This window comes from Aquimonas voraii, from assembly GCF_900101825.1.
Classification (GTDB): domain Bacteria; phylum Pseudomonadota; class Gammaproteobacteria; order Xanthomonadales; family Xanthomonadaceae; genus Aquimonas; species Aquimonas voraii.
Genome location: NZ_FNAG01000002.1, coordinates 174,322 through 199,279, shown reverse-complemented (window position 1 = coordinate 199,279; position 24,958 = coordinate 174,322). Strand labels below are relative to the sequence as shown.

Here is a 24,958-nt window from a genome sequence, read left to right as displayed (position 1 = left end):
CAAGCGCGATCCGCCGAGCGCCTCAGAGCCTGCGCAACCGCACGCTGTAGCCCTGCACCGGCGGCTGCGTCATGCCGAGCAGCAGCGGCGTGCCGGAGTCGTCGATGGTGAGCGTCAGTTCGTCCGGGCCGTGCACCGTGATCTCGAAAATGCCAACGGTCTCGACCGTACGCGCCGCACGCGCGGCGAAGTTGCACTCGGGGTTGGGGAACTGTGTGGTGCAGGCCACGGCATCGGCCTCGGCGCGCAGCACCCGGCCCAGCAAACGGGTGGGCGAGGCCCAGTAGGTCTCCGACAACACATGCCACTGGCTGCGGCCGTCGGTGGCGAAGTTGGACCAGCTGCCCCACAGGCTGTCGAGGTTCGCGGAGCCCGCCTTTCGACGCGCGTGCTGCAGCAGCAGGCCGGTGCCCGAATGCTCCGGTGAATACCAGGCGCCGCTCAGGTCGTACTGCGCGGTGACCGGGAACAGCCCAGCCGGCGGCTGACGCGCGGTGGGCCAGTGCGTCACTTGCCGCTCGGCCGGCGCCTGGATGGCGAGCTCGATCGGCGGCAGCACGGTCAAGCCCTGGACCGGGGTGACGGTGCTGCCATCCGGCGCCGCCAGTCCGTCGTGGGTGTTGACCACGGTGATTGACAACGCGCCGATCTCATTCTCGTCGAAACGCACGTTCTCGATGTCGCGGGTGAAGGGGGTGAGCGTCGAGAAACAGAAAACGAAGGCCGAGCGGTTCCAGAACAGGTTCAGCAGTCGCCCCTCACCACTGCGCTCGAAGCCCAGCACGTTCGGCGTACAGCTGTCGCGCCAGACACCGCTGATCCTGAGCGTGACCGTCTCACCGGCGGGAATCTCGCGGCTCAGCTGGCCGTTGGGCAGCACGCGCTGGATGTCATCGATGCGCGAGGCGGCGTGGGCCTGCGGCGCGAAGAGCGGGGCGATCAATGTGGCAAGCGAAAACAGCATCCTGGGTGCCATGGGGTCCTCCCTGTCCGGTGATGGAGATCGGCGGTGCCGATGCCCGGGCGAGACGCTTCGGGCGCCCACAAACCTATCCAAGCCGCGCGCCGAAGACTGCAGCGGATGTGTATCGAATGCGTAGTTGTGGTGAAGACGGCGACAGCGGCTTGAAAGCAAGCCGGGCCACGCCTACCCCACCGGCGGGTCGGCTGCGGCAGCCGGCAGTGCCCGGCACGACGCATGCGCGACGGCATGGGCGGCACGCGGCCGCTATGCTGAGCGCGGCACCGCATCCTGCGGTCGCTGCCCCTGACCAGTGAGAACCTCATGCACCTCCTCCCGCATCACGCCCAAGGGCGGTGGCTCGTGTCCAGCCTGCTCGCCTGCGCGGTGGCCGCAGGCGCCGCGCACGCCGAGACCCTGCGGATCGACGGCGAGCTCAAGCAGACCGTGGGCATGCTGCGCGAAGCCGTCAGTGGCGATGTGAGCTGCTATCTGCAGCTCGAGTCGGACGCCGGCGAGACCTTCCATGAGTCGGCCGTGTTCGAGCTGTGCGAGGACCCCTCGCTGATCGGCCAGCGGCTCAAGCTCAGCTACTCCGTGGAAAGCGTGCTGGCCGAGTCCTGCCGGGGCGATGTGGACTGCGGGCAGAGCGATCAGGTCGTGCTGGTGACTTCGGCACGGGTGTTGCGCCCCGCGAATTCGGCCATGGCCGTCTCGCTGTGTGCGCCCGATGAATCCATCGCCTTCGACTGCGCGACCGGGACCAAACGGGTCTCGGTGTGCGCCTCGGCCGATGCCTCGAACGTATCGGGCTCGCTGCAGTACCGCTTCGGCAAGGCCGACGGCAGCGCGCCGCCCGAGCTGGCCGTCCCTGACCACCGCGCGGTGCCGCGGCTGGCATCGCGCGGAGAGTCCACGCCGTTTGCCGGTGGCGGCGGCAGCTGGCTGCGCTTCCACAACGGCGCGTATGCGTACGTGGTCTACAGCGGCATCGGCCGCTGGGGGGCCGCGGGAGAGACACTCGAACTCCAGGGCGTGCAGGTGGAGCGCGACGGCGAAGCCATCGCCGCCCTGCCCTGCACGGGACCGCTGCAGAGTGCGCTGGGCCCCGACTGGTTCGAGCGCATGGGCGTCATCTCCGAAGGCGAAGAGTTCACCTTTCCCAGCGCGGAATGAGCGCGGGCCGGGCGAGGCCGGCACAGCCCGCATCGCTCCTGCCTGACCCGTGCCGTCAACGCACTCGCTTGCCGATCCGCCGCAGGGGCGGCGAGCCTCGGCCAAGCCGCCACGCTGCAGGCGGTGCGCAGGGAACTGCCGATGCCCCCGCACGTGCGCGAGCGCCGCGAATGCATCGATCGCTACGGAAACCCTCAAGGCGACGCTGAAGAATTCAGCGTCGCCGCGCGCCATGGAGGGCGCGCCCGCGGATCGAGCACGCGATGCTTGATCCAGCGCAAGCGAGTCCGGACCTGTGCCGGACTCGGAACCACTGAGCAAGGCCAGGAGGGACTTGATCAGTGTTGCCTTGAGAGCCGATCGAGCAGCTGCCAACACCTGACCTAGACCCTCGGGGAAGGACACTGCACGCCCCCTCCCCCAGGACAGCCCCCATGGTCAACCTCGCCCTCTTCCACGCCACCCTTCCCCAATACCTGCGCAGCCAGGCTGGCGAAGCCGACCAGAAGAACCTGCAGGTCGTGCTGTCCGGCGAGCGCAAGGAGCAGCTCCTCGCCGCCGCCGGCACGGTGCGCGTGGATGCGCTGGTGGTGGACCTCGCCCTGCTTGGCGAGCAGCCCGAGGCGGTGCTGGACGAACTGGAGCGCGCCTTCAATCCGGAGCTGAGCCTGGTGGTCTACGCCTTCGCCAAGTGGGACCTGATCGAGCGCCTGCGCGGGCCGCGCCGGCAGCTGCTGCGGGCGCCGGTGAGCGCGCGCTCGCTGCGCTCGAACATGATCGGCCTGATCGTCAAGCACCTCGCCAGCAGCACGTCCGCCACCGCGACCGCGGTGAGCCCGGAGGCGACCCTGCTGCGGCTCGAACAGCAGCCGCCGATGCGGCGCTACGACGACATGCAACTGGCCGCACTGCAGGACGTGAAGTCCCTGGTCGACTGCGAATGTCCCAACCAGGTGGCCGACCTGGTGCTGGCGCTCAACGCCTTCGAAACCTATTCGGCGCAGTGCCAGAACCGCAACGAGAAGGACGCGCAGATCCATCGCATGCTCGCTCGCGTCACCGGCCATGCGCGTGCGGTGATGGAGTACGCGCTGAAGGAGCTGTGCGCTTTCGAGAACATCGACCCGGCGGCACTGGTGCGGCAGGCCGGACGCGCCAACGGCTGAGGCGCGTCGGTGCAGCGCCACGATCACTGTGGTCCGGCTTCGGCCACAATCGAGGCACCGTCTCCGTCTGCGTGACTGCATGGCTCCCTCTTCCGCCCCGATCGACACCCCTGCTGCGGCGGCAACCACCGATCGCCTGATCGCCTTCCTGCGCGATATCGGGCTGCGCGTGGACGCCGAACCACTGGCGACGCCCGGCTTCCTGCCGGGCGTGGCGATTCGCGCGGGCGGCCTGGTGGTGGATCGGGTGGCGCTCCAGTGGCCGGGCGATCTGCTGCATGAGGCCGGGCATCTCGCAGTGATGCCGGCAGCCCTGCGGCCCGCGCAGAGCGGTGCACTGCACGACTGCGAGCATGTCCCGCATGCCGGCGAAGCGGAGGCCATGGCTTGGGCCTATGCCGCAGCCTGCGCGGTGGGGCTGTCCGCGCGCGAGTTGTTCCATGCCGGCGGCTACCACGGCCAGGGCGAGGCGCTGGCGACGACCTTCGGCTTCGGCGTCTATCCCGGCCTGCATGGGCTGATGCAGGCCGGCATGGCCTATGGACTGGCGGAAGCGCGGACGCTCGGGGTCGAACCTTTCCCGCACATGCGCCGCTGGCTGAGGGCGTGAGGGCTTGACGGGGCTGACGTTCGCCAGCAGCGGATGCAGCGCGTCAGCCTCCTGAAATCGAGAGCGCGCGCAGCCGCTCCGCGGTCGCCGCGTCCGCCGGGTAGAAGCACTCCAGCGCGAGCTCGGAAAGCGTGACGTCCGCGGGCGTGCCGAACACCGTGATGGTGCTGAACAGGGCGAGCTCGCCCAACGGGCTGCGCAGGCGGAACAGCATCAGCACATCGGGCGTCGGCGACTCCGGGGTGTCGTGCCGCTCAGACTCATGCGGCAGGCTCGGGTAGGCCGACAGCTCGGCAAGCAGACTGGCCAGCGCGGCATCGCCACTCTCGTGGACCTGGCGGCGCAGGCGCGCCAGCAGATGCCCGCGCCACTGCTTCAGGTTGATGATCTGCGGCGCCAGCCCGCGCGGATGCAGGCTGATGCGCAACACATTGGCCTGCGGCTGCAGCAGCTCGGGCGCCACCGCGCCCAGCAAAGCCTGCGCGCTGGCGTTGGCCAGCTGCAGATTCCAGTGCCGATCCACGGCCACCGCGGGAAACGGCGAGTGCAGATCGATCACCCGCTGCACCGCTTCGCGCGCGGCCGCGAGCGCCTGGCTGTCGAACGTGGCCTCGGCGAACGCCGGCGCGAATCCCGCCGAGAGCAGGCAGCGGTTGCGCTCGCGCAGCGGCAGCTCCAGCAGTGCGGCCAGGCGCAACACCAGTTCACGGCTGGGACGGGCGCGGCCGGTCTCGATGAAACTCAGATGTCGCGTCGAGATCTCCGCCTCCAGCGCAAGCTCCAGCTGCGAGAGCCGACGGCGCTGGCGCCAGTCGCGCAGCAGGCCGCCGATGGCGTAGGAAGACGCGGACGCGGCGGTCGATCGGGGGCTGTCCATGGCGGCGGATGCTACTCGCGCCGGCGCGGCTGGGGCATTACCTCGAAGGTAATCGACCGCCGGCAGGCACGGGCCGAAGCTGCAGCCGCCGTCAACCCCCGAACCCAAGGAGATCCGCCATGAGCACCGTGCTTCCCTCATCCCTGTTGCGCCTGGGCCTGCGGCTCGACGCCATCCTCAGCCTGGCTGCCGCCGCGGCGGTGCCGCTGCTGCTGATGCCGCTGAGCACCGCACTCGGCTTCAACCGCGAACAGATGATCCTGATCGCCGCCTTCATGTTCGGCTGGGCCGCATTCACCGGCTGGATGGGCGGCCAGGCGCGGCTGCCGGCCTGGAGCGTCTGGCTTGCGATCGCCGTCAACGTCGAATGGGCGGCGGCCAGCCTGCTGCTGCCGACCCTCGGCTGGATTGCGCCGAATGCGCTGGGCTGGCTGCTGCTGATCGCGCAGGCGCTGGGCGTGCTGGTGTTCGCCGCGCTGCAGTGGCTGGGCCTTCGGCGCAGCGAGCGGATCCGTGCCGCCGCCGCGGCGATCGCCTGAATGCAGCGCACGCGAATCAGTTTCGGACGCCAGTGGATCCGCGCGGGCCTGTGGGTCGCGATCGCGATCCACTGGCTGCCGCTGCCGGGCCTGCTGGGCGCCGACTCGCTGCGGACGCTTTACGCGCTGGCGGCCAGCATCGAGCCCGCAGTCGAACTGCTGCTGCAGCACCGTGCCCTGCTGTTCGCCCTGCTCAGCCTGCCGCTGGCCTTCGCACTGAACGGACGCGGCTCGCTGCGCGCGGGATGCGCCCTGCTGCTGGCCAGCGACATCGCATTCGCCCTGCTGTGTCTCCAGCGCTGGCCGCTCTCACCCGCGCTGCAGCGCGTGCTGCTGTTCGATGTCGCCTCGATCGCCCTGCTGTTGATCGGCCTGGCCGCGACAGCGCCGAGCGGCGATCAGACCTTGCGCAGATAGCAGGCCTTGAGCATGAAGTTGCCGGCGTCCATGCGGCAGTCGACTTCGTGGTCGCCGTCGACCAGTCGAATGCTCTTCACCTTGCTGCCGACCTTGAGCACGGTCGAGCTGCCCTTGACCTTGAGGTCCTTGATGAGCACGACCGAGTCGCCGTCGGCCAGCGGACTACCGTTCGCATCGCGAACCACACGCTCCTCGCTCGGCTCCGCCGCTGCTGCGACGCCGGGCTCCCATTCGTGGGCGCAATCAGGGCAGATCCACTGCGCGCCGTCGCGATAGGTGTTGTCCGAGCCGCATTGCGGACACGAAGGCAGGAGGTCGGACATCGGACGGAACCATGGAAAGGGCGTGAAAGTATACGCCCGCCCGCTCGGGGCCCCGAGCGCGCCTATGCGCGCAAGCTGCGCTCGAACAGGGCCAACGTCCTCGCCCAGGCCTCGCGCGCCGCGGCTTCGCTGTAACGCGGCGTGGTGTCGTTGTGGAAGCCGTGCAGGGTGCCGGGCGGCTGGAACAGCTCGAAGCGTGCGCCTGCGGCGGTCAGCGCGGCCTCGTAGGGCGGCCAGGTCGCATTGACGCGCTCATCGTCGGCGGCGAGCACCACCAGCAGCTCGGCCTTGATGTCCGGCACGCCTTCCAGCGGCGCCGCACCGCCGTAGTAGGGCGCGGCGGCGGCCAGTTCGGGCAGTCGCGTGGCCAGCAGGTTGACGATCGCACCGCCATAGCAGAAGCCGGTGGCGCCGAGTTTGCCGTTGCCGCCTTCGAGCGCCAGCAGCCAGCGCGAAGCGGCGACGAAGTCCTCGCGGCACTTGACCTGGTCGAGCTGCGGAAACAGCGCGCGCGCTGCGTCCTCGTCGCCGGGATAGCCGCCGAGGGTGAACAGCGCATCGGGCGCGAAGGCGCGATAGCCCGCAAGGGCCAAGCGGCGCGTGACGTCCTCGATATGCGGGTTCAAGCCGCGGTTCTCGTGCACCACCAGCACGCTGGGCAGCGGGCCCGCGGGCTCGGCGGGCTGCGCGAGATAGCCGCGCCCCTTGCCGTGGCCTTGCGGCGAGTCGAACTCGCGGTACTCGGCGCGCAGTCGGGCATCATCGACAGCCACCTGCTGGGCGGCGGCGAACTGCGGGCTGAGCGCCGCCAAGAGGCCCGCTGCACCCGCGGCTCCCGCGGCGTAGCGCCCCGCGCCTGCGAGAAATGCGCGGCGGTCAATAGCGCCGTGCACGAACTGATCGAACAGGCGCAGCACTTCGGGATGGAAATCGTGCTGGTCGAGGCGACGCGACGTGCTCATGGCGAATTCCAGAATTGGGTTGGCTCGCAAGGCTGGTGGTGCGGGCATCGCGGTCGCGTGAATCGAGGCGCCCCGCGTCTGGCGCCGCCCGCGGAGCGCCGTAATGCACGGCGGTCAGCGGGCGGCGCGCGCCACTCAGCCGGGGCTGACGGCCAAGGGATAGACCTCGCGGATCGGACAGTGACTGCCGAGCCGGCTCGCAGCCATGCCGGCGAGATCGGCCCGATCGTCGGGAAGGATGATCACGGTGTCGCCGGTGTTGCCGCAGATCAGGCCGTTGTTGGCGCCCGAGGCGAAATCGATGTTCTCGAAGCGGCCGAGATCGGAACAGCTGCCGTCGAGCTCCACGCGGTAGCTGGCGCGCCCGCCACCGCGCCGTGCGGAGGCCTCGACCACGAGGCCACCATCGACCTCGTTCCAGGCGCGCAGGTGGCGCGAGGCGAAGCAGAAGTCGGCGCTGCCACCGAATCCGCTGCGCCCGCGGCCCCGCACTTCGACGGTCGCCAGCCGGCGCGCCGAAGCCTCACGGGCCAGCCGCGCGAATTCACGCGACTCGACCGGCGCGAGCGCGGCGATGCCGCAGGTCTCCCCGCCCGGCTGCACCTGCACCAAGGCGCCCTCACCGCAGGCCCAGCCCTCGCGAGCCAGCAGACTGGGCTGGGCCTCGGCCTGCAGCAGCGACTCGCAGGCCTCGGCCAGTTCGACGCGGAAGCGCTGACCGTTCGACAGCGCCACCGCCAGCTGCCAGGCCGAGGGCGCGTGGAAGTCCTCGACCAGGCGGGCGTCGAGGCAGTCCGGCGAGGGCGCGGGGGAACGGGCGGCGGCCGCGCCGGCCAGGGCAAGCGCCATCAGGGCGAGCACGGAGCGGTTCATCGGGCCACCTGCGCGATCGGAAAGACCTCGCGGATCGCGCAGCGCGAACCCAGCGGGGCCACAGGGATCAGGCCCACATCCATCAGCTCCACCCGATCCCCGGCATGGCCGCAGATCACGCCGTTGTCGGTGCCCGAGCGGAAAGCCACGGTGATCGCACGGCCCAGGTCGGGACAGGTTTCGTCGAGTTCGACCCGGTAACGCAGGTTGCCACCGGAGCGGCGCGCAGCCACTTCAACCTCCAGCGCTTCGCCGGATTCGCTCCAGCCGCGCACATGGCGGGCGGCGAAGCAGTGATCGTGGCTGCCGCGGAATCCGCGCGGCGCCTTCGCCTTGACCTCCAGCGGCGCGAGCCGGACATCGTCCCCCTGCCCGGCCTCGCGCAGCAGGGCCGCGAATTCACGCGCGTCCGCCGGCGCAAGCGCGGCGATCGCGCAGGCGGTGCCGGTGTTGGCATCGACGATGAACTCGCGCGGGCCGCCACAAGCCCAGCCCTCCTGCGAAAGCAGGCTGAGCTTGGCCGCATCTTCGAGCACAACAGGGCAGGCCGAATCCAGTTCGACGCGGAAGCGTCGGCCATCGGCCTGGACCACGGCCAGCTGCCAGGGCGACACCGGATACAGGCGATCGACCTGCCGCGCATCAAGGCAATCCGGAGTAGGCGCCGGTGCGCGCGGCGCATCGGCCAGGGCGAAGGACGAGTACGCGCAGCAGGACAGCAGCAGAAGCGAACGCAAGAACATGGAACCCCCAAAACGGAATGTGGCCGAACGGGCCGCGCGGAACTGTGCCAATCCGGCGCTGGACCAGCAAGTACCCGCATCGCTCAGCGACAGACGCATTGGACAGGCCACATTCAGCGACACAGCAGAGAGCTCGACCGGCTCGGGCAGGCGGAGTTTTGAGTCGCCTCAAGCCCACAGGCGATAATGCCGCCGACAATCGCCTCCGCTCCGAGGCCTTCCCTTCCCCCTCAAGCGCCCCTCCAACGCCTCGGCCCCGGCCGGCGCGGCCGGGCGCCTGGAAACCCTTCCGCATGAACGCTGCCGTCCAGCCCGCCCGCGCCGAAGCCGACAAGCCCTACCGCATCGAGCGGGTCACCGCCGTGCACCACTGGACCGACCAGTACTTCACCCTGCACACCACCCGCGACGAGGGCCTGCGTTTCGAGAACGGCCAGTTCGTGATGATCGGCCTGATGGTCGACGGCAAGCCGCTGCTGCGCGCCTACTCGATCGTCAGCCCGAACTGGGAGGAGCAGCTCGAGTTCCTCAGCATCAAGGTGCCGGACGGCGCGCTCACCTCGCGCCTGCAGCACATCCAGCCGGGTGAGGAGCTGCTGGTCAGCAAGAAGCCCACCGGCACCCTGCTGATCTCGGACGTGAAGCCCGGCCGCAACCTCTACCTGCTGGCGACCGGCACCGGGCTCGCGCCTTTTCTGGCCATCGTCCGCGACCCCGAGACCTACGAGCGCTACGAGAAGATCATCGTGGTGCATGGCGTGCGTCTGGAGCGCGATCTGGCCTACCGCGACTTCCTCACCCGCGAGCTGCAGCAGCACGAGTATCTGGGCGAGATGGTGCGCGACAAGCTGCTCTACTACCCGGCGGTGAGCCGCGAGCCCTTCGTGCACGCGGGCCGCATCACCGACCTCATGGACTCCGGCCAGATGATGCGCGACCTCGGCCTCGATCCGCTCGACCCCGCGCAGGATCGCGCCATGATCTGCGGCAGCCCCGGCATGCTGGCCGACTTCCGCGCCCTGCTCGACCGCCGCGGCTTCGAAGTCAGTCCGCGCATCGGCACGCCTGGCCACTACGTGTTCGAGCGCGCCTTCGTCGAAAAGTAGTCCGCTCGCAGGCGTCACGCTTCCCCGCATACTTCGTCTTCACGCGGCGCCCATCGGGGGCGCCCGCGCCTTCGGGGGTTTCGCCATGTTCGAACGTTTCGCGCGCAGCTGGTCGCTGATCAAGGCCAGCGCTTCGGTGCTGAGGCAGGACAAGGAGCTGCTGCTGTTTCCGCTGCTGTCTTCGATCGCCACCCTGCTGGTGACGGCAGCATTCGTCCTGCCGGCGCTGGGCCTCGGCGCACTGGATGGGCTGCAGCGGATGGACGAACAGGGCCTGCCGCCGCTCGCCTATGTGCTGGCCTTCCTGTTCTACCTGTCGCAGTACTTCGTGATCTTCTTCTTCAACACCGCACTGGTGGGTGCCGCGATGATCCGCCTGCAGGGCGGCGATCCGACCCTGGGCGACGGCCTGCGCATCGCCGGCGGCAAGCTCGGAGCGATCTTCGGCTACGCGCTGATCGCCGCGACCGTCGGCATGCTCCTGCGCGCGATCCAGGAGCGCGCGGGCTGGCTGGGCCGCTGGATCGCAGGCCTGCTGGGGGCGGCATGGACGGTCGCGAGCTTCCTCGTGGTGCCGGTGCTTGTCAGCCGCGATGTCGGCCCGGTCGAAGCGGTCAAGGAGAGCGCGCTGCTGCTCAAGCGCACCTGGGGCGAGAACGTGATCGGCCAGGGCGGCATCGGCCTCGTGTTCGGCCTGATCAACTTCCTGGTGGTCATTGCGGGCGTGGCGCTGATCGTGGCCGCAGCGATGAGCCAGAACGCCGTGCTGATCGGCCTGGCGGTCGCCATCCTGGTCATCGCGCTGGTGATCGGCGCGCTCGTGCAGGCGGCGCTGTCAGGGATCTACTCGGCAGCCCTGTACCGCTATGCCAGCGGCGAAGGCGAGAGCGCAGGCTTCGACGGTGCCCTGCTCACCCAGGCGTTCGCGCCCAAGCGCTGAGCTCGGCCCAGGGGCATCGAGCGCGGCCGCGCAGCGTGGGTCGCAGTGCCGTGGACTCGGCGCTCCGCCGAAGCATCGCCGACCGATCGAGGCGCCATTCAGGCAAGGCTGAAGCATTCAGCGTTGTCGCGCGCCATGAAGGGCGCGCCCGTGGATCGAGCACGCGATGCTTGATCCAGCGAAAGCGAGTCCGGACATGCGCCGGACTCGCGACCGCTCATCCAGGCCAGGAGGGACTGGATCTGTGTTGCCTTCACCGGCCGCTGCCCGTGCTTGCAGACGCCACTGTTCAGGCAGGGAGCAGGCCATCGTCGGATGCCGCCGCCCCCTCACCCTCGGCACCTTCGTCGCGCTGCGCCGCGAGTTCGGCAAGCGCAGCCCGTGCGGCATGCTCGAAATCGTCGCCGACCCAGAGGCTGTGCAGGCCCGCGACCGGCAGTTCGCCGATCGCGCCGCCCAGGTGTTCGCCCGCCAACAGGGACGGCACGCCGGCGGCTTCCAGCCAGCCGCGGGTGATCTGCGCGTCGATGTAGCTGTCGGCCTCGTAGACTTTGCGCATACCTGAGCCATGGGGTTCCGTTCGATGAAGCAGAGAGCGTACGCGCTGCCGCGCCGCCTGACCGTGTGGAGGTCCGTCTGGATGTTGTCCGCGTACCTGCTGGCACTGGCCGGCTGCGCGCCACAGCCCCTGCCGCCCGAGTTCGGTCGCATTCAAGGCATCGAGATCGTCGACCTGCGCGAGGGTGAGGGCTCGCCCGCCAAGCCGGGCGACCGCCTTCGCATGCACTACCGCGGCTACCTCTTCGACCAGCGCGCCGAGGGCGGCCGCGGGCCGAAATTCGATGACTCGCATGCACGCGGCCAGCCCTTCGAGTTCGTGCTCGGCGCGGGGCAGGTGATCCGCGGCTGGGACGAAGGTCTGGTGGGCCTGAAGCCCGGCGGCCAGCGCCTGCTGCGCCTGGGCCCGGACTTGGGTTACGGCGAGCGCGGCGCCGGTCGCGCGATTCCGCCGGGCGCTTCCCTGTTGTTCGAGGTCGAACGCCTCGCCGAGCCCGACTGAAGCCGGCGCACTCAGGCGCCAGCGTCGCGCTCCTCGCGCCAGCGCTGGGCGCCGAGGAAGATCATCCGCAGCTGGCGGGTCAGCTCCTGCTGCTGTTCGCGTTCGGCCTGTGCATCGCCGGGCGGCAGGTCGAGGATGTCGTTGATGGCGTTGATCACGGTCGCCACCACCAGACGGCACAACAGGGCAAGCGTATTGGCATCGAGGCCGGGCATCAGGTTCAGCCGGCGCATGTCCTGCGCCATCTCCTGCGCGAAGTGGCCTTCCTCGGTGCGGATGGCCTGGCGGATCACCGGCGCGCCGCCGCCGCGCTCGGAGGCGATGAACAGGAAGTGCGCGCGATGCTGCTGCACATAGGTGCGGAAGATCAGCACCGAGCTGCGCAGGATCTGGGTGGGCGGCAAGCCGGTGCGGCGGGCCTCGCGCAACAGCCGCCGCAGGGTGGCGCCGGACTCCTCGACCAGGGCCAGGCCGAGCTCGTCGAGGTTCGGGAAATGCCGGTAGAAGGCCGCCGGCACCACGCCGGCCTCGCGGGTGATCTCGCGCAGGCTGAGCGAGGCGAAGCTGCGCCCCGTGCCCATCAGCTGGAGCGCCGCCGCCAGCAGCTGGGCGCGCGTCAGCAGGCGGCGCTCATCACGGGTCAGCGTGGAGTCGGCCTCACCGGCCGTTCGTAGGGACATGGGCGTGGCACTGCGGGTGAAGCCGGAAGTGTACCCGCCGCGCCCTCGCCTTCGGCGGCCTCAGGCCTCGCGGGTCCGCGCCCAGGCCTCGAACTCGGCGGCCGGCATGGCCGGCGCGAACAGGTAGCCTTGGCCGCGCGTACAGCCCATCGCATGCAGGGCAGCGCGCTGCTCTTCCATCTCGATACCCTCGGCGGTGAGCGCAAGCCCGAGGTCACCGGCGAAACCGATGATGGTATGCACAATGGCGCGGTGGCGCGGATTGCTGCCCATGTCGCGGACGAAGCCGCGGTCGATCTTGAGCGCATCGAAGGGTGAGTCGGCGAAGCGCTCCAGCGAGCTGTAGCCGGTGCCAAAATCGTCGACCGCAAGGCCGGCGCCGGTGGCCTTGAGCGCGGCGAGGCGCTCGCCAGCCTGGTTCATGTCGCCGCCGAACACGCGCTCGGTGACTTCGATCTGCAGATTTGCAGCGGGCAGACCCGAGGACAGCAGAGCAGCGCGGACCTCGTGCGCCGCCACCTGCGAGGCGACCAGCCGCTCGTCCATGTTGACGCTGAGGGTGAAGCTGCTGCGGCGGAACGCCTGTCGCCACAGCGAGGCCTGGCGACAGGAGCTGCGCAGCACCCACAGGTCGATCTCTCCAATCAGACCGGCCTCCTCCGCCAGCGGCAAGAACTCGCCGGGCAGCAGCAGGCCGCGGCGCGGGTGGCGCCAGCGCACCAGCGCCTCGCAGCCCAGCGGCCGGCCGCTGTCGAGGTCGACGATCGGCTGGTAGTGCACTTCGAACTCGCTGCGGCCGATCGCCAGCCGCAGGTCGGTCTGCAGTTCGAAGCGGCGCCGCGCCTCGGCATGCATGGCCTCGTCGAACACCGCGAAGCCGCCCTTGCCCTGCGCCTTGGCGCGGTACATCGCGGTATCGGCATCGCGCAGGATCTGCTCCGGCCAGCGGTAGTCCGGGTGTCCCAGCACGATGCCCACGCTGGCGCCGGAATACACCTCCTGGCCGTCGACCCGGAACGGCCGCTCGAACAGCTCGCCGATCAGACGGGCGGTGGCTTCGGCGCGCTGCCGCGTGCAGGCCCCCTTGGGCAGCAGGCTGAACTCGTCGCCGCCGTAGCGGGCCAGCAGGGCCTCGCGGCCCAGGGTCAGCGAAAGCCGCTCGCCGATCGCCACCAGCAGGCGGTCGCCGGCACCATGGCCGAGGCTGTCGTTGACCCACTTGAAACCATCGAGGTCGAGGAACAGCACGGCATAGTCATGGCAGTCGCGGCCCTGCGCCTCGCCCAGGGTGATCAGCAGCTGCTGCTCGAACTGCCAGCGGTTGGGCAGGCCGGTCAACGGATCGAAGTTGGCATGGAAGCGCAGCAGGTGCTCGGCCTCGCGCTGGCGGCTGATGTCCACCACGGAGCCGGCCAGCTCCATGCCGCCCGCGTTCTCGGCGCCGCGCTGGACCGACAGGTTCACCCACAGCAGGCTGCCGTCCTGGGCGACGAGGCGGGTGGTGAAATCGGCCACGCGACCCTCGCCACGCAGGCGTTCAAGCAGGCGGTCGCGGTCCTCGGGATCTGCATAGAGACGATCGACATGTTCGAGCGAGTGCAGCAGGGAGGCGGGATCGGCGTAGCCGAGCATGCGCGCCAGCGCCGGATTGACGTCGAGGAAGCGACCCTGTTCGGTGCTGCGGAACAGTCCCACCGGCGAGCGATCGAACAGCTCCCGGTAGCGCGCCTCGGCCTCGGCCAGGGCCTGCCGCTGGCGCTGCTCGGCGGTGATGTCGCGGATCACCCCGGTGGAGGCGATGTCTCCCTGGTAGAGGATGGCGTCGGCATGCACCTCGACGCTGACCACGTGGCCGCGTCGGTGCAGAAGGCGGATCACGTAGCGCTGCGCGTCCAGCGAGCCGTCCTCGCGCGCCTGCCTTCGGGCCATCTGCGCCGGCAGATCATCGGGGTGGATGCTCTCCATGTAGCCGTGGCCAATGACCTCGGCCGGGGTGTAGCCCAGCATCTCGGCCAGCGCCGGATTGACGAACAGCAGGCGGCCGCGCTGGATCAGGAAGACGCCATCGCGGCAGTTCTGCACCAGCGCGCGGTAAAGCACCTCGGACTCGCGCAGCGCCTGCTGGGCTTCGAGCTCGGCGCTGATGTCGATCAGCGAGCCCTCGTGAAACAGGGTGCGCCCGCTGCCGTCGTTGACGGCACGCGCGTTCAAGCTGACCCAGACGATATCGCCATCGCGCCGCCGCATGCGCTGGCGGCGGCCACGCACGCGGCCGCTGACGGCCAACTCCTCGCGGACCCGTGTCGCATCTGCGGGATCGGCGTACAGCGCCTCCATCTCCTCGGCAAGGGCCAGCAACATCTGTGCTGGCGAGTCGTAGCCGAACAAACGGGCCATCGCCGGGTTGGCGTCGATCAGGCCACCATCGGGCAGGCAGCGATACAGGGCCTCGGCGGCATGCCAGTAGAGCGAGCGATAGCTCTCGCGCTGCGGGTCGGCGCTGTGTTCGACAAGGCGCTCGGGCGCCACGTCGAGCAGGACGAAGATCTGCGTGCCCTGCTCGCCGTCCATGCACTCGGCATTGAGACGACACAGCAGCAGGTGCCCCTCGGCGTGGCGGACGGTGATCTGCAGGCCGCAGACGCGGCCGTACTCGCGCAGCTGCGACCAGATCGCGGTACGCACCGACATCTCGGGCCACAGGCCCAGTTCGAGCGGCCGATGGCCCAAGGTGTCCTCGCGCCGGTAACCCAGCATGCGCTCCAGGGCGGGATTGACCTCCAGCACGGTGCCGCGGTCGGCGCAGAGCAGCGCGACCACCGTATCCGAGTGCCTGAAGCGATCCAGAAGACCCACCCAACGCCCTCCCCTGCGCAAGACGCCGACTATACGGACCAGCCCGCCGCCGCGCCTGCGGCCACCCGGTTTGCCGGGTCCTCGGGCTTTCCTGCAAGCTTGGGGCCATCGAAAGTGCCGACCGGTCCTGGGCCCAAGGCCATCGCCGCCCGCGGCACCTCTCTCGCCACCTGCATCCGAGCTTTCGCCCTTGAGCCCGAAACGCCCCCGAATCCATCGGCTGAGCCTTGCGCTCGGCCTTGCCCTGACCGGCCAAGTCCAAGCCCAGACCGCCCCCTCGGACTGGAGCCTGTGCCGGGTGCGGGAACTTCCCGCCTTCTATCGTCAGGATCTGCCGCGCGACGTCGAGCGCGAGGGCGCGCCGGTCGACGTCGCGGCGCGGGCCTTCCGTATCGAAGGGCCGGGCCTGTACGTGCTGGAGGGCGAGGCCGAGCTGTTGCGCGCCGACCAGCGCCTGCTGGCGCCGCGGCTGGACTATGCCGCCGGGACTGGCGCCTTCAGCGCACCGCTGGGGCTGCAGTACCAGGACCGTGCCCTGCTCGTCGAAGCCGCGCAGGCCAAGGGCGACCTGCAGCATGACCAGACCGAACTCAGCGACCTGCGCTACCAGATGCTCGAGCTGCGCGGCAACGGCGTGGCCGCCGCCGCGCGCATGCAGGGCAGCCGCAGCGCGCTGGACGGGGTCACCTACACCACCTGCGAGCCTGGCCAGGAAACCTGGCAGTTCCGCGCCCAGCAGATCGATCTCGACACCGAGACCGGCCTCGGCAAGGCCCGCAACGCACGCCTGGAGTTCGCCGGCCTGCCGGTGTTCTACCTGCCCTACGTGACCTTTCCCATCGACGAGCGCCGGCGCAGCGGCTTCCTCTACCCCGGAGTGGGCTCGGGCAACAGCAATGGCCTCGACATCCGCCTGCCGTATTACCTGAACCTTGCGCCCAACTACGACGCCACCGTGGTGCTGCGCAGCCTGGGCCGGCGCGGCCTGATGCTGGGCGGTGAATTCCGCTACCTCGGGCGCAGCTTCGAGGGCCAGGTCGAAGGCGACTGGCTGCCCAACGACGACGTGCGCGGCCGCGACCGCGGCGCCCTGCGCTACCGCCACTACGGCCGCCTGTCGCCGGCCTGGACGGTGCAAGCCGACCTCAATCATGTCTCCGACGACCGCTACTTCGAGGACTTCGGCGACTCCCTGACCAGCATTTCGACCACCCTTCTCGAGAGCCAGCTCGGCCTGCGCGGCCGCGGCCGGCAGTGGCAGGCCAGTGCGGTGGCGCGCGACTTCCAGCTGGTCGACCCGCTGATCGCCGACAGCGCCGCACCCTTCCAGCAGCTTCCGCAGCTGCGGTTCAGCGGCTGGCTGCCGGCCGGGCCCGTGCGATTCGGCCTCGACGCGGAGCTGGTCGCGTTCGGCCATGAGGATCGCGCCGCCGGCAGCCGTTACGACCTGCGCCCTTGGCTGCGCGCGCCGCTCGAACGCGCCTGGGGCTTCCTGCGGCCGGAACTGGCTTTCCGCCAGACCGGCTACCGCCTGGACCGCGGCTTCGAAGCCGACTTCCCCGATCGCAGCCCGGAGCGCAGCCTGCCGATCGTGAGCCTGGACAGCGGCCTGCTGTTCGAACGCTCGACCCGGCTGTTCGGGACCGATCTGCAGCAGACCCTGGAACCGCGCCTGTTCTACCTGCGCGCGCCCTTCCGCGAGCAGGAAGAGCTGCCGCTGTTCGACACCCAGGAGCTGTCCTTCAGCTTCGCCCAGCTGTTCCGCTCGAACCGCTTCACCGGCGCCGATCGGCAGATGGACGCCAACCAGCTCACTCTGGCCGTGGGCAGCCGCTTCTTCGATGCCGGCGACGGCCGCGAGCGCTTCGCCGCCAGCGTCGGCCAGATCCGCTACTTCGATCCACCGCGAGTGGGCCTCACGCCAGGCGGCCTGTCGACGCGACCCAACGCCTCGCCCTTCGTCGGCGAGATCTCGGCGAACTTCAATCGCAACTTCTCGGCCGGCATTGGCAGCCAGTGGGACCCCGACCTCGACCGCACCGACCTGTCGGCGCTGCGGGCGCAGTACCGCCGTGACGATGGCACGGTGGCCAACCTCAGCTACCGCTTCCGCCGCACCACCGGCGCGCCGGTCGAGCAGGTCGACAGCAGCTGGCTGGTGCCGGTCAGCCCGGCCTGGCGCATCCTCGGCCGCTGGAACTACTCGATCGCCGATCGCCGCACCATCGAGGCCTTCGCCGGCCTGCAGTGGGAGAGCTGCTGCGTGGCCGTGCGCCTGCTCGGCCGGCACTACGTGCGCAATCGCGAAGGCGAGAAGAACAACGGGATCTATGTCGAGATCGAGCTGAAGGGCCTCGGCCGCTTCGGCCGCGACTCAGAGGAGCTGTTGCAGCGTGCTATCCTCGGCTACTCGCGCTAGCGGCCCGCCTCGGCGCGCTCCGCCCGCCGCCACGGCCTGCGGCCCGAGCCCTCCGCACCGCATGCGGGCGAGCGTTTAGGCCATGTCCATGCGCAGCGTGCGAGCCTCCGGCCGCTGCCCATAGACCCGGGCCGCCGACTCCCACCCAAAGACACACGAGACCGTTCACGCATGAACCGGATCGCCTCACGCTGCATCGCCCTGCTGCTCCTGCTTGCCGCCACGCTCGGCGCTCCCGTCCACGCCCAGCTGGCGACGCCGGTCACGCCAGTCGAGAGCGTGGTCGCCGTGGTCGAGGAGGACGTTATCCTGCGCAGCGAACTCGAGCGCGCGATCGCCAACATCACCGCCCAGTACGCCGACCGCCGCGACCAGCTGCCGCCGCAGGCCGCGCTGGAGCGCCAGGTGCTGGAGCGTCTGATCCTGCTGCGCCTGCAGGTCCAGCGCGCCCGCGACATGGGCGTGCGAGTGCCGGATGCCGAGGTCGAGGAGGCCATCCGCCGCATCGCCCAGCAGAACAACATCAGCCTTGAGCAGATGCGCGGCCAGCTCGCCAACGACGGTATCGAGATGCCGGAATTCGCGCGCTCCCTCCGTGAAGAGATGGTGGTGCAGCGCCTGCGCCAGCAGATCGTCCAGAGCCGCGTGCAGGTCAGCGAGACCGAGATCGACATCCTGCTGGCCTCCGAGTCCGAGCAAGGCGCGCGCGTGCGCGCGGCCAATATCCTGGTGGCCCTGCCCGACGGCGCCACGCCCGAGCAGATCCAGCTGGCCAAGACCAAGATCGACGGCGTGCGCGGGCTGATCGCGCGCGGTGAGATGGGCTTCCAGGCGGCTGCGATCCGCTATTCGGACGCGCCCAACGCGCTCGAAGGCGGAGACCTCGGGTTCCGCCGCCTCGACGAGATGCCGCCGCTGTTCGCGCGCATGCTGGAGTCGATGCAGCCGGGCGACGTGTCGGAGGCCGTGCGCGGCCCGGGCGGCTACCACCTGCTGCAGCTGGTCGAGCGCGCCAACGACGGCCCGCAGCAGCTGACCGAATACAACGCTCGCCACGTCATGGTGCGCATCAACGAAGTGGTCAGCAGCCAGGAAGCGCGCACCCGTATCGACGCCCTGCTGGCGCGCATCCGTGGCGGCGAGGATTTCGCCGAGGTCGCCCGCGCCGAATCGCAAGACGCCGCCACCCGCAACCAGGGCGGCGACCTCGGCTGGTTCCCGCTCAACGCTTGGGGCGAAGCCATCGGTCAGGCCGTGCTGACGCTGAAGGACGGCGAGATCTCCGAACCCTTCGCCAGCGGCAGCGGCTGGCACATCCTGCAGCGCCTCGGCTCGCGCGAGCAGGACATCACCGACCGCCTGCGCCGTGACGAGGCGCGCGAAACCATTGGCCGCCGCAAGGCCGAGGACGAGTACGAGCGCTTCCTGCGCCAGCTGCGCGACGAGGCCTACGTCGAAACCCGACTGGCGGGCTGATCCGCCGATGGGCGCGCCCGTGCGTGCGCAGCGCGGCGCGGCGCGCCTGCTGCTGATCCCCGGCGAACCCGCGGGGATCGGCCCGGAGCTGGCGCTGAAACTCGCACTCGAACCGCGCGACTCGGAGCTTCTGGCCTTGGCCGATCCGGCCCAGCTGGCGCAAATCGCGGGTCGGCTCGGGCTTGAGGTCAAGATCCACGAGAGCGCGGGCGATCGCATCGAGCGCCGCGGCGGCCACCTGTCGGTGCTGCCGCAGCGGCTCGCGGCGCCCGCAGTGCCGGGCTCGGTCGACCGGGCAAACGTCGCGCAGGTGCTGGCCTGCATCGACCGCGGCGTCGACCTGTGTCGCAGCGGCGAGTTCGAGGGCCTGGTCACGGGCCCCGTGCACAAGGCGGTGATCAATGCCGCAGGGATCGCCTTCAGCGGCATGACCGAGCGCCTCGCTGAGCGCGCTGGCGTGGACGACGTGGTGATGATGCTGGCCTCGCCCAGCCTGCGCGTCGCCCTGGTCACCACCCACCTGCCGCTGCGCGCGGTGCCCGATGCGATCACCGCCGCGCGCATCGCCCGCGTCGCCCGCACGCTGCACGCCGCGCTGCGCCATGATTTCGCCATCGCCGCACCGCGTATCGCCGTGCTCGGGCTCAATCCGCACGCGGGCGAGGATGGCCATCTGGGGCGCGAGGAGATCGAGATCATCGCCCCCTGCCTTGAGGCGCTGCGCGCCGAGGGCCTGGACCTGGCCGGCCCACTGCCTGCGGACACCGCCTTCCTGCCGCAGGTGCTGGCGGGTGTCGACGCGGTGCTCGCCATGTACCACGACCAGGGCCTGCCGGTGCTCAAGTACAGCGGCTTCGAGCAGGCCGTGAACATCAGCCTCGGCCTGCCCTTCGTGCGCGTCGCCGTCGACCATGGCACCGCGCTGCCCCTGGCAGGCACCGGACAGGCAGATGCCAGCAGCCTGATCGCCGCCCACCGCCTCGCCTGCAGCCTGGCCCTGCACCGCCGGAACGCCCCACCATGAGCCACCAGACCAAGAAGTCACTGGGCCAGCACTTCCTCAGCGACCCCGGCATGATCGAGAAGATCGTGCGCGCCATCGACCCGCGGCCGGGCGAACGCCTGGTCGAAATCGGCCCCGGCGCGGGCGCCATCACCCGCCCCCTGCTGCAGCGCCATCGCGCGCTCACCGTGATCGAGTTCGATCGTGACCTGATCGAACCCCTGACCGCACTCGGGGTCGAACTCGGCGCCGAGCTGTCGATCGTCCATGCCGATGTGCTGACCGTCGATCTCACCGCGCTGGCCGGAGGTTCGCCGATCCGGCTGCTCGGCAACCTGCCCTACAACATCTCCTCGCCGATCCTGTTCCACGCCCTTGAGCATCTTGCGGTGATCCGCGACATGCACTTCATGCTGCAGAAGGAAGTGGTCGACCGCATGGCCGCCGCCCCCGGCAGCAAGGTTTATGGCCGGCTCAGCGTGATGCTGCAGGCGCGCTGCCGGGTGACGCCTCTGTTCAAGGTGCCGCCGGGCTGCTTCCGCCCGCCGCCCAAGGTCGATTCAGCAGTCGTCCGGCTGGAGCCGCGCGACCCGGCCGAGGTCGGGCTCAACGCGCCCGCGCGCTTCGAGCAGGTGGTCCGCGCAGCTTTCTCGCAGCGCCGCAAGACCTTGCGCAACGCGCTCTCGACGGTATGCACGCCAGAGCAGATCGAAGCCGTGGGCATCGACCCAGGCGCCCGCGCCGAAGTGGTCGCGGTGGCCGACTACGTGGCGTTGGCCAATGCGCTGGGCGCCTAGGCAAGGCCGTGTGCGCTGCACGCGGCTGCGGGCACTAGAATGCAAGCCATGAGCGCCCTCAAGACCGAACCGCCCTGTGCGCAGATCCGCATCGAGGTGGAGACCCGCTACCTGCCCGACCAGTCCGAACCCGAGGACGACCGCTTCGCGTTCGCCTACACGGTGCGCATGACCCATCTGGGCGGCGCGCCAGCGCAGCTGGTGGATCGCCACTGGGTCATCACCGACGCCGACGACTGCGTGGAGGAAGTGCGTGGCCCGGGCGTGGTCGGCCAGACCCCGCGGCTGGAGGCCGGCCAGAGCTTCGAGTACACCTCGGGCGCGGTGCTTCGCACCCCGGTTGGCCGCATGCAGGGCAGCTACGGCTGGCAAACCGACGACGCCCGCAAGTTCCGCTCGCCGATCCCGGCCTTCGTGCTGGCCATGCCGCGCGTGCTGCACTGATGGCGGTCTGGGGGATCGGCGACATCCAGGGCTGTCTGGAGCCGCTGCAGCGGCTGCTCGACGCGATCCGCTTCGATCCGGCCAGCGACCGCCTGTGGTTCTGCGGCGACCTCGTCAACCGCGGCGGCGAATCTCTGGAAGTGCTGCGCCTGATCCACAGCCTCGACATCCACAGCACGGTGGTGCTGGGCAACCACGATCTGTCCCTGCTGGCGATCGCGGCACGCCCGGAGAACGAGCGACGCCGCACCAATGCAGAGCTGCAGCGCGTGATCTTCGCCGAGGACGGGCCGATGCTGCTGGACTGGCTGCGCTGCCGTCCACTGGTGCACCTGGAGCCCAGCATCGGCTGGATGATGGTGCACGCCGGGCTGGCGCCGAAGTGGACGCCGAAGATCGCCCGCGCCCGCGCGCTTGAGGTCGAGCAGCGGCTGGCCGGCCCCAGCCACGCCAAGCTGCTGCGCAGCATGTTCGGCAACAATCCGGCGACCTGGAGCCCCAAGCTCGACGGCATGGACCGCCAGCGCGCGATCATCAACGTCTGCACGCGCATGCGCTTCTGCTCGCCCAAGGGCACGATGAACTTCGAGCACAAGGGCCGGCCCGGCACACAGAAGCCTGGCCTGTATCCCTGGTTCGCGGTGCCCGGCCAAGTCGAGCGCGACTTGCGCATCGTCTGCGGCCACTGGTCCACGCTCGGCCTGTTCCAAGGCTTGGGCGTGCATGCAATCGACACCGGCTGCGTCTGGGGCGGCAAGCTGACCGCGCTGCGCCTCGACCAGGAACTGCCGCAGGTGGTGCAGGTGGCGGGGCGGATCGGCGGCAAGCCCGGCAACGATTGAGCCCGGCCGGATCGCGGAGCGGCGTCGGCGGCGCATACTGCGGGCCTCGCTACCGCGTCTGTGACCCTCGATGCTAGTCCCGCTCCGTTCAAGTCTTTCCCTGAGCCTCGGGCTCGCACTGGCGTGCAGCCCCTGCGCACAGGCGCAGACCGCCGAGACCGAACTCAAGTCAGCCAAACAGCCGCAGGTGGACGCGCGCCTGAGCAGCGTGCTGGACGCCGCCGCGGTCAGCTATGCCGTGCTCGACTCGGGCGATCTCGAAGTGGTGGCCGCGCTCGCCGACGGTCGACGCCAGCGCGTGATCCTGCGCTCCAGGACGCACGCCTATCGGCAGGAGGAGTGGCGCGAGGTCTATTCGATCGCCCACGAACTGCCTGAGGGCAGCGCGCCGGCGCCCGCACTGCTGGAGCGCCTGCTGGCCGACAACGACAGTTTGAGCCTGGGCGCATGGTCGCTGGCGGCCAGCAGGATCACGCTCGCCCTGCGCTTGCCGGCACGCTCCAGCCCCTTGCGGGTGGTCGAGGCGATCGACTTCACCGCCGAAGTCGCCGATGCCCTGGAGCGCGAACTCGGCGGCACCGAGGACATACGCTAGCGAGCGAACCTGGGCAAGCCATCGACGACGCAGCCATCGGTTCGCACCCAGGACAAAGCGAAGCCCGCGCCGGATCGCACGGCGCGGGCTTCAAGAAGGCCGGGCCGCGCCTCCCTGCGGCGCAACCTGGCCCTTGGCACGGTCTGGATCAGTCGGCGGCGTCGGCGCGCGGCGGAGTCACCGTCACGAACTGGGTCGCCTCACCGCGGCGGATCAGCAGCATCACTGGCTCGCCGGGCTTGGCGTCCTTGACCGCCTCGTTGAAGGCCTTGACGCTGCCGACCCCGGTGCGCCCCACCATCAGCACGATGTCGCCCTCGGTCAGGCCGGCGCGACGGCCGGCGATACCGCGGATGGCGCTGATCACCACGCCTTCGCCGCTCTTCAGGCCCAACTGTTCGCGCTGCTCGGCGGTCAGGTCCTCGACATCGAGACCCAGCGGATTGGCCGGAGCGCGCTCGCCCTGACTGCCGCTGCCGGCCTGCGCGGTGGCATCGCGCGGCAGCTCACCGACGGTCACCGGAATGACCCGCTCGCGGCCCTCACGGAACACGGTGACGTCGATGCGCGTACCCGGACGGGTCGCGCCCACCGCCGGCGGCAGGTCACTGCTGCGGTTGATGGTGGTCTCACCGAACTTGAGGATGACGTCACCACGCTGGATACCCGCCTTCTCGGCCACACTGTCGGGGCTGAAGCCGCCCACCAGGGCGCCGCCCGGACGCGGCAGGCCCAAGGCCTGAGCGGCTTCGCGGCTGACTTCCTGGATCTGCACGCCGAGCAGGCCGCGCGAGACGAAGCCCTTGTCCTTGAGCTGCTCGACCACGTCCATCGCGACCTCGATCGGAATCGCGAAGGACACGCCCATGTAGCCGCCGGTGTTGGAGAAGATCTGCGAATTGATGCCGACCACCTCGCCCCGGATGTTGAGCAGCGGGCCACCGGAGTTGCCGCGGTTGATCGGCACGTCGGTCTGGATGAAAGGCACGTACTGCTGCCCGGTCATCTGCGAGGAGCGCCCCAGGGCGCTGACGATGCCGGCCGTCACCGAGTGCTCGAAGCCAAAGGGCGAGCCGATCGCGACCATCCACTGGCCGGGCTTGAGCGTGCGCGACTCGCCGATCTTCGCGGTCGGCAAGCCGGTCTCATCAAGCTTGAGCAGGGCGACGTCGCTCTGCGCGTCCGAACCGACGACTTCGGCCTCCAGTTCGCGACGATCGCGCAGGCGCACGATCACCTGGTCGGCGCCGTCGATCACGTGGTGGTTGGTCAGCACATAGCCGTCGCTGGAGATGATGAAGCCGGTACCCATAGAGGTGCGGTCGCGCGGCATCTGCGGCATGCCGGGCTGCTGCTCGAAGAAGCGCCGGAAGATCTCAGGCATCTCCTCCTGCGGGATATTGTTCGGCCCCATGCGCGCGGCCGCCTCGGCCGTGCGGGTGGCTTCGATGTTCACCACCGAGGGTCCGGCCTGTTCGACCAGCTCGGTGAAATCGGGCAGCGACTGCGCGTCGGCCGCGCGGCCGGTGAGGGCCAGCACGGCGGCGAGCCAGAAAGCGTGCAGCGGGTGGGTCGTGCTCATGGGCATCCGGTTCCTCATGATGGCGTGGGGAGGGTCTGCAAATGACAGTGCGCTGAGCAATGCGGCCGAGGGCCGCAGCATTCAAGGTGCGGCGGAAGGCGGCGTCGGGACGGGGCGCACGCGCGGGGCCGGCAGCTTCCCCGCGGCGCGCTTGGAGACGTGCACGGCCAGCAAAGTTCCTAGCAGGGCGCCAGCGGCGGCGCTCGCATTACCCCAAGGGCTGGCGAGCGCTGCTCCGCCCAGCAACCCGAGCAGCGGCAGGCCGTAGCCAAGCAGCGCTTGGCGCAGCAGCAGGTTCGATGGCAGTTCGACCTCGACCGCCTCGCCCGCGCGCCAGGTCCGCACTTCGGGAGGAGTGGCCAGCTCGAAGACATCGGAGGCATCGGCCAGGAACACGCTGCAGCGGCCACCGCAGCCGCCGCAGCCCGAGCACTGCGCCGTGTAGCGCAGCCGCAGGCGGCCCGGGCACGAGTCCAGCACCAGGGCGCGGCGACGCTCCATCGAGACG

The 24,958-nt window shown here is 70.0% G+C and carries 25 protein-coding genes and 1 pseudogene; 15 read left to right on the top strand and 11 right to left on the bottom strand.

The annotated features are described in order from the left end of the window. Nucleotides 1-22 precede the first annotated feature (22 nt). The gene (locus BLP83_RS05560; protein ID WP_143006555.1) at nt 23-976 is read right to left on the bottom strand and encodes a hypothetical protein; all 954 of its coding nucleotides are present in this window, start codon (nt 974-976) and stop codon (nt 23-25) included. Nucleotides 977-1,324: 348 nt separating this feature from the next. Here BLP83_RS05560 and BLP83_RS05555 point away from each other — a divergent pair, with 348 nt between their 5' ends. The 3 genes from BLP83_RS05555 to BLP83_RS05545 all read left to right on the top strand — a co-directional run bounded on the left by BLP83_RS05555 (nt 1,325) and on the right by BLP83_RS05545 (nt 3,913). After that, nucleotides 1,325-2,137, top strand: a complete 813-nt coding sequence (locus BLP83_RS05555; protein WP_091239897.1) for a hypothetical protein — start codon at nt 1,325-1,327, stop codon at nt 2,135-2,137. Nucleotides 2,138-2,571: 434 nt separating this feature from the next. Next, nucleotides 2,572-3,303 (top strand): hypothetical protein, encoded by a 732-nt coding sequence (locus BLP83_RS05550; protein ID WP_091239894.1) that lies wholly within the window; start codon nt 2,572-2,574, stop codon nt 3,301-3,303. A 79-nt stretch (nt 3,304-3,382) separates the two neighbouring features. After that, entirely contained in the window at nt 3,383-3,913 is a 531-nt protein-coding gene (locus BLP83_RS05545; protein WP_091239892.1) for a hypothetical protein, read from the top strand. 43 nt (nt 3,914-3,956) lie between these two features. Here the strand turns inward: BLP83_RS05545 and BLP83_RS05540 are convergent, their stop codons facing one another. Then, nucleotides 3,957-4,790, bottom strand: coding sequence for a helix-turn-helix transcriptional regulator (locus tag BLP83_RS05540; protein WP_091239890.1), 834 nt, complete (start codon nt 4,788-4,790; stop codon nt 3,957-3,959). A 119-nt stretch (nt 4,791-4,909) separates the two neighbouring features. Here BLP83_RS05540 and BLP83_RS05535 point away from each other — a divergent pair, with 119 nt between their 5' ends. Then, nucleotides 4,910-5,329, top strand: a complete 420-nt coding sequence (locus BLP83_RS05535; RefSeq protein ID WP_091239888.1) for a hypothetical protein — start codon at nt 4,910-4,912, stop codon at nt 5,327-5,329. Beyond that, nucleotides 5,330-5,746, top strand: coding sequence for a hypothetical protein (locus tag BLP83_RS05530; protein WP_091239887.1), 417 nt, complete (start codon nt 5,330-5,332; stop codon nt 5,744-5,746). It abuts the gene before it with no gap. On the opposite strand, the gene BLP83_RS05525 is transcribed toward BLP83_RS05530, so the two are convergent. The 4 genes from BLP83_RS05525 to BLP83_RS05510 form a co-directional block, all read right to left on the bottom strand. Beyond that, complete coding sequence (locus BLP83_RS05525; protein ID WP_091239884.1) at nt 5,728-6,072, bottom strand: zinc ribbon domain-containing protein YjdM; 345 nt, start codon at nt 6,070-6,072, stop codon at nt 5,728-5,730. The genes BLP83_RS05530 and BLP83_RS05525 overlap by 19 nt on opposite strands. Nucleotides 6,073-6,134: 62 nt before the next feature. After that, nucleotides 6,135-7,034, bottom strand: coding sequence for a dienelactone hydrolase family protein (locus BLP83_RS05520; protein WP_091239883.1), 900 nt, complete (start codon nt 7,032-7,034; stop codon nt 6,135-6,137). 135 nt (nt 7,035-7,169) lie between these two features. Further along, nucleotides 7,170-7,907 carry a hypothetical protein gene (locus tag BLP83_RS05515; protein ID WP_091239880.1) on the bottom strand — a complete coding sequence of 246 codons (738 nt, stop codon included), beginning with the start codon at nt 7,905-7,907 and terminating at the stop codon, nt 7,170-7,172. Next, complete coding sequence (locus tag BLP83_RS05510; protein ID WP_091239878.1) at nt 7,904-8,650, bottom strand: DUF6491 family protein; 747 nt, start codon at nt 8,648-8,650, stop codon at nt 7,904-7,906. The genes BLP83_RS05515 and BLP83_RS05510 overlap by 4 nt, the downstream gene beginning before the upstream one ends. A gap of 293 nt (nt 8,651-8,943) precedes the next feature. Here BLP83_RS05510 and BLP83_RS05505 point away from each other — a divergent pair, with 293 nt between their 5' ends. Next, entirely contained in the window at nt 8,944-9,756 is an 813-nt protein-coding gene (locus BLP83_RS05505) for a ferredoxin--NADP reductase (protein WP_091239875.1), read from the top strand. Nucleotides 9,757-9,841: 85 nt separating this feature from the next. Continuing rightward, nucleotides 9,842-10,696, top strand: coding sequence for a DUF6159 family protein (locus BLP83_RS05500; protein WP_091239872.1), 855 nt, complete (start codon nt 9,842-9,844; stop codon nt 10,694-10,696). A 289-nt stretch (nt 10,697-10,985) separates the two neighbouring features. Here the strand turns inward: BLP83_RS05500 and BLP83_RS05495 are convergent, their stop codons facing one another. Continuing rightward, the gene (locus BLP83_RS05495; RefSeq protein WP_091239869.1) at nt 10,986-11,255 is read right to left on the bottom strand and encodes a putative signal transducing protein; all 270 of its coding nucleotides are present in this window, start codon (nt 11,253-11,255) and stop codon (nt 10,986-10,988) included. A gap of 81 nt (nt 11,256-11,336) precedes the next feature. Between BLP83_RS05495 and BLP83_RS05490 the strand changes: the two genes are divergently transcribed. Further along, nucleotides 11,337-11,756: an FKBP-type peptidyl-prolyl cis-trans isomerase gene (locus BLP83_RS05490; protein ID WP_091239866.1), complete on the top strand. Its 420-nt coding sequence runs from the start codon at nt 11,337-11,339 to the stop codon at nt 11,754-11,756. Between the two features lie 11 nt (nt 11,757-11,767). Here the strand turns inward: BLP83_RS05490 and BLP83_RS05485 are convergent, their stop codons facing one another. Both BLP83_RS05485 and BLP83_RS05480 read right to left on the bottom strand, forming a co-directional pair. Further along, nucleotides 11,768-12,436 carry a TetR family transcriptional regulator gene (locus BLP83_RS05485; RefSeq protein WP_091239864.1) on the bottom strand — a complete coding sequence of 223 codons (669 nt, stop codon included), beginning with the start codon at nt 12,434-12,436 and terminating at the stop codon, nt 11,768-11,770. Nucleotides 12,437-12,496: 60 nt separating this feature from the next. After that, nucleotides 12,497-15,292: an EAL domain-containing protein gene (locus BLP83_RS05480; RefSeq protein WP_143006554.1), complete on the bottom strand. Its 2,796-nt coding sequence runs from the start codon at nt 15,290-15,292 to the stop codon at nt 12,497-12,499. A gap of 190 nt (nt 15,293-15,482) precedes the next feature. Here BLP83_RS05480 and lptD point away from each other — a divergent pair, with 190 nt between their 5' ends. The 7 genes and pseudogenes from lptD (at nt 15,483) to BLP83_RS05445 (ending at nt 22,868) form a co-directional block, all read left to right on the top strand. Then, entirely contained in the window at nt 15,483-17,711 is a 2,229-nt protein-coding gene (lptD, locus tag BLP83_RS05475; RefSeq protein WP_143006553.1) for an LPS assembly protein LptD, read from the top strand. A 171-nt stretch (nt 17,712-17,882) separates the two neighbouring features. Beyond that, nucleotides 17,883-19,187 carry a peptidylprolyl isomerase gene (locus tag BLP83_RS05470; protein ID WP_091239856.1) on the top strand — a complete coding sequence of 435 codons (1,305 nt, stop codon included), beginning with the start codon at nt 17,883-17,885 and terminating at the stop codon, nt 19,185-19,187. 7 nt (nt 19,188-19,194) lie between these two features. Then, the gene (gene pdxA, locus BLP83_RS05465) at nt 19,195-20,211 is read left to right on the top strand and encodes a 4-hydroxythreonine-4-phosphate dehydrogenase PdxA (RefSeq protein ID WP_091239853.1); all 1,017 of its coding nucleotides are present in this window, start codon (nt 19,195-19,197) and stop codon (nt 20,209-20,211) included. Next, on the top strand, nt 20,208-20,987 hold the full coding sequence (rsmA, locus tag BLP83_RS05460) for a 16S rRNA (adenine(1518)-N(6)/adenine(1519)-N(6))-dimethyltransferase RsmA (RefSeq protein ID WP_091239850.1): 780 nt from the start codon (nt 20,208-20,210) through the stop codon (nt 20,985-20,987). Before pdxA ends, rsmA begins: the two co-directional genes overlap by 4 nt. Nucleotides 20,988-21,035: 48 nt before the next feature. Beyond that, a complete protein-coding gene (gene apaG, locus BLP83_RS05455; protein WP_091239847.1) occupies nt 21,036-21,431 on the top strand; it encodes a Co2+/Mg2+ efflux protein ApaG in 396 nt (131 codons plus the stop codon). Further along, nucleotides 21,431-22,246, top strand: a pseudogene (locus BLP83_RS05450) (symmetrical bis(5'-nucleosyl)-tetraphosphatase); the annotation flags it as partial. The gene apaG and the pseudogene BLP83_RS05450, both read left to right, overlap by 1 nt. A 97-nt stretch (nt 22,247-22,343) precedes the next feature. Continuing rightward, nucleotides 22,344-22,868, top strand: a complete 525-nt coding sequence (locus tag BLP83_RS05445) for a hypothetical protein (protein WP_143006552.1) — start codon at nt 22,344-22,346, stop codon at nt 22,866-22,868. A 148-nt stretch (nt 22,869-23,016) separates the two neighbouring features. Here the strand turns inward: BLP83_RS05445 and BLP83_RS05440 are convergent, their stop codons facing one another. Continuing rightward, nucleotides 23,017-24,450 (bottom strand): DegQ family serine endoprotease, encoded by a 1,434-nt coding sequence (locus tag BLP83_RS05440; protein ID WP_091239839.1) that lies wholly within the window; start codon nt 24,448-24,450, stop codon nt 23,017-23,019. An 81-nt stretch (nt 24,451-24,531) separates the two neighbouring features. After that, nucleotides 24,532-24,951, bottom strand: coding sequence for a SoxR reducing system RseC family protein (locus BLP83_RS05435; RefSeq protein ID WP_176764023.1), 420 nt, complete (start codon nt 24,949-24,951; stop codon nt 24,532-24,534). Between the last annotated feature and the right edge of the window lie 7 nt (nt 24,952-24,958).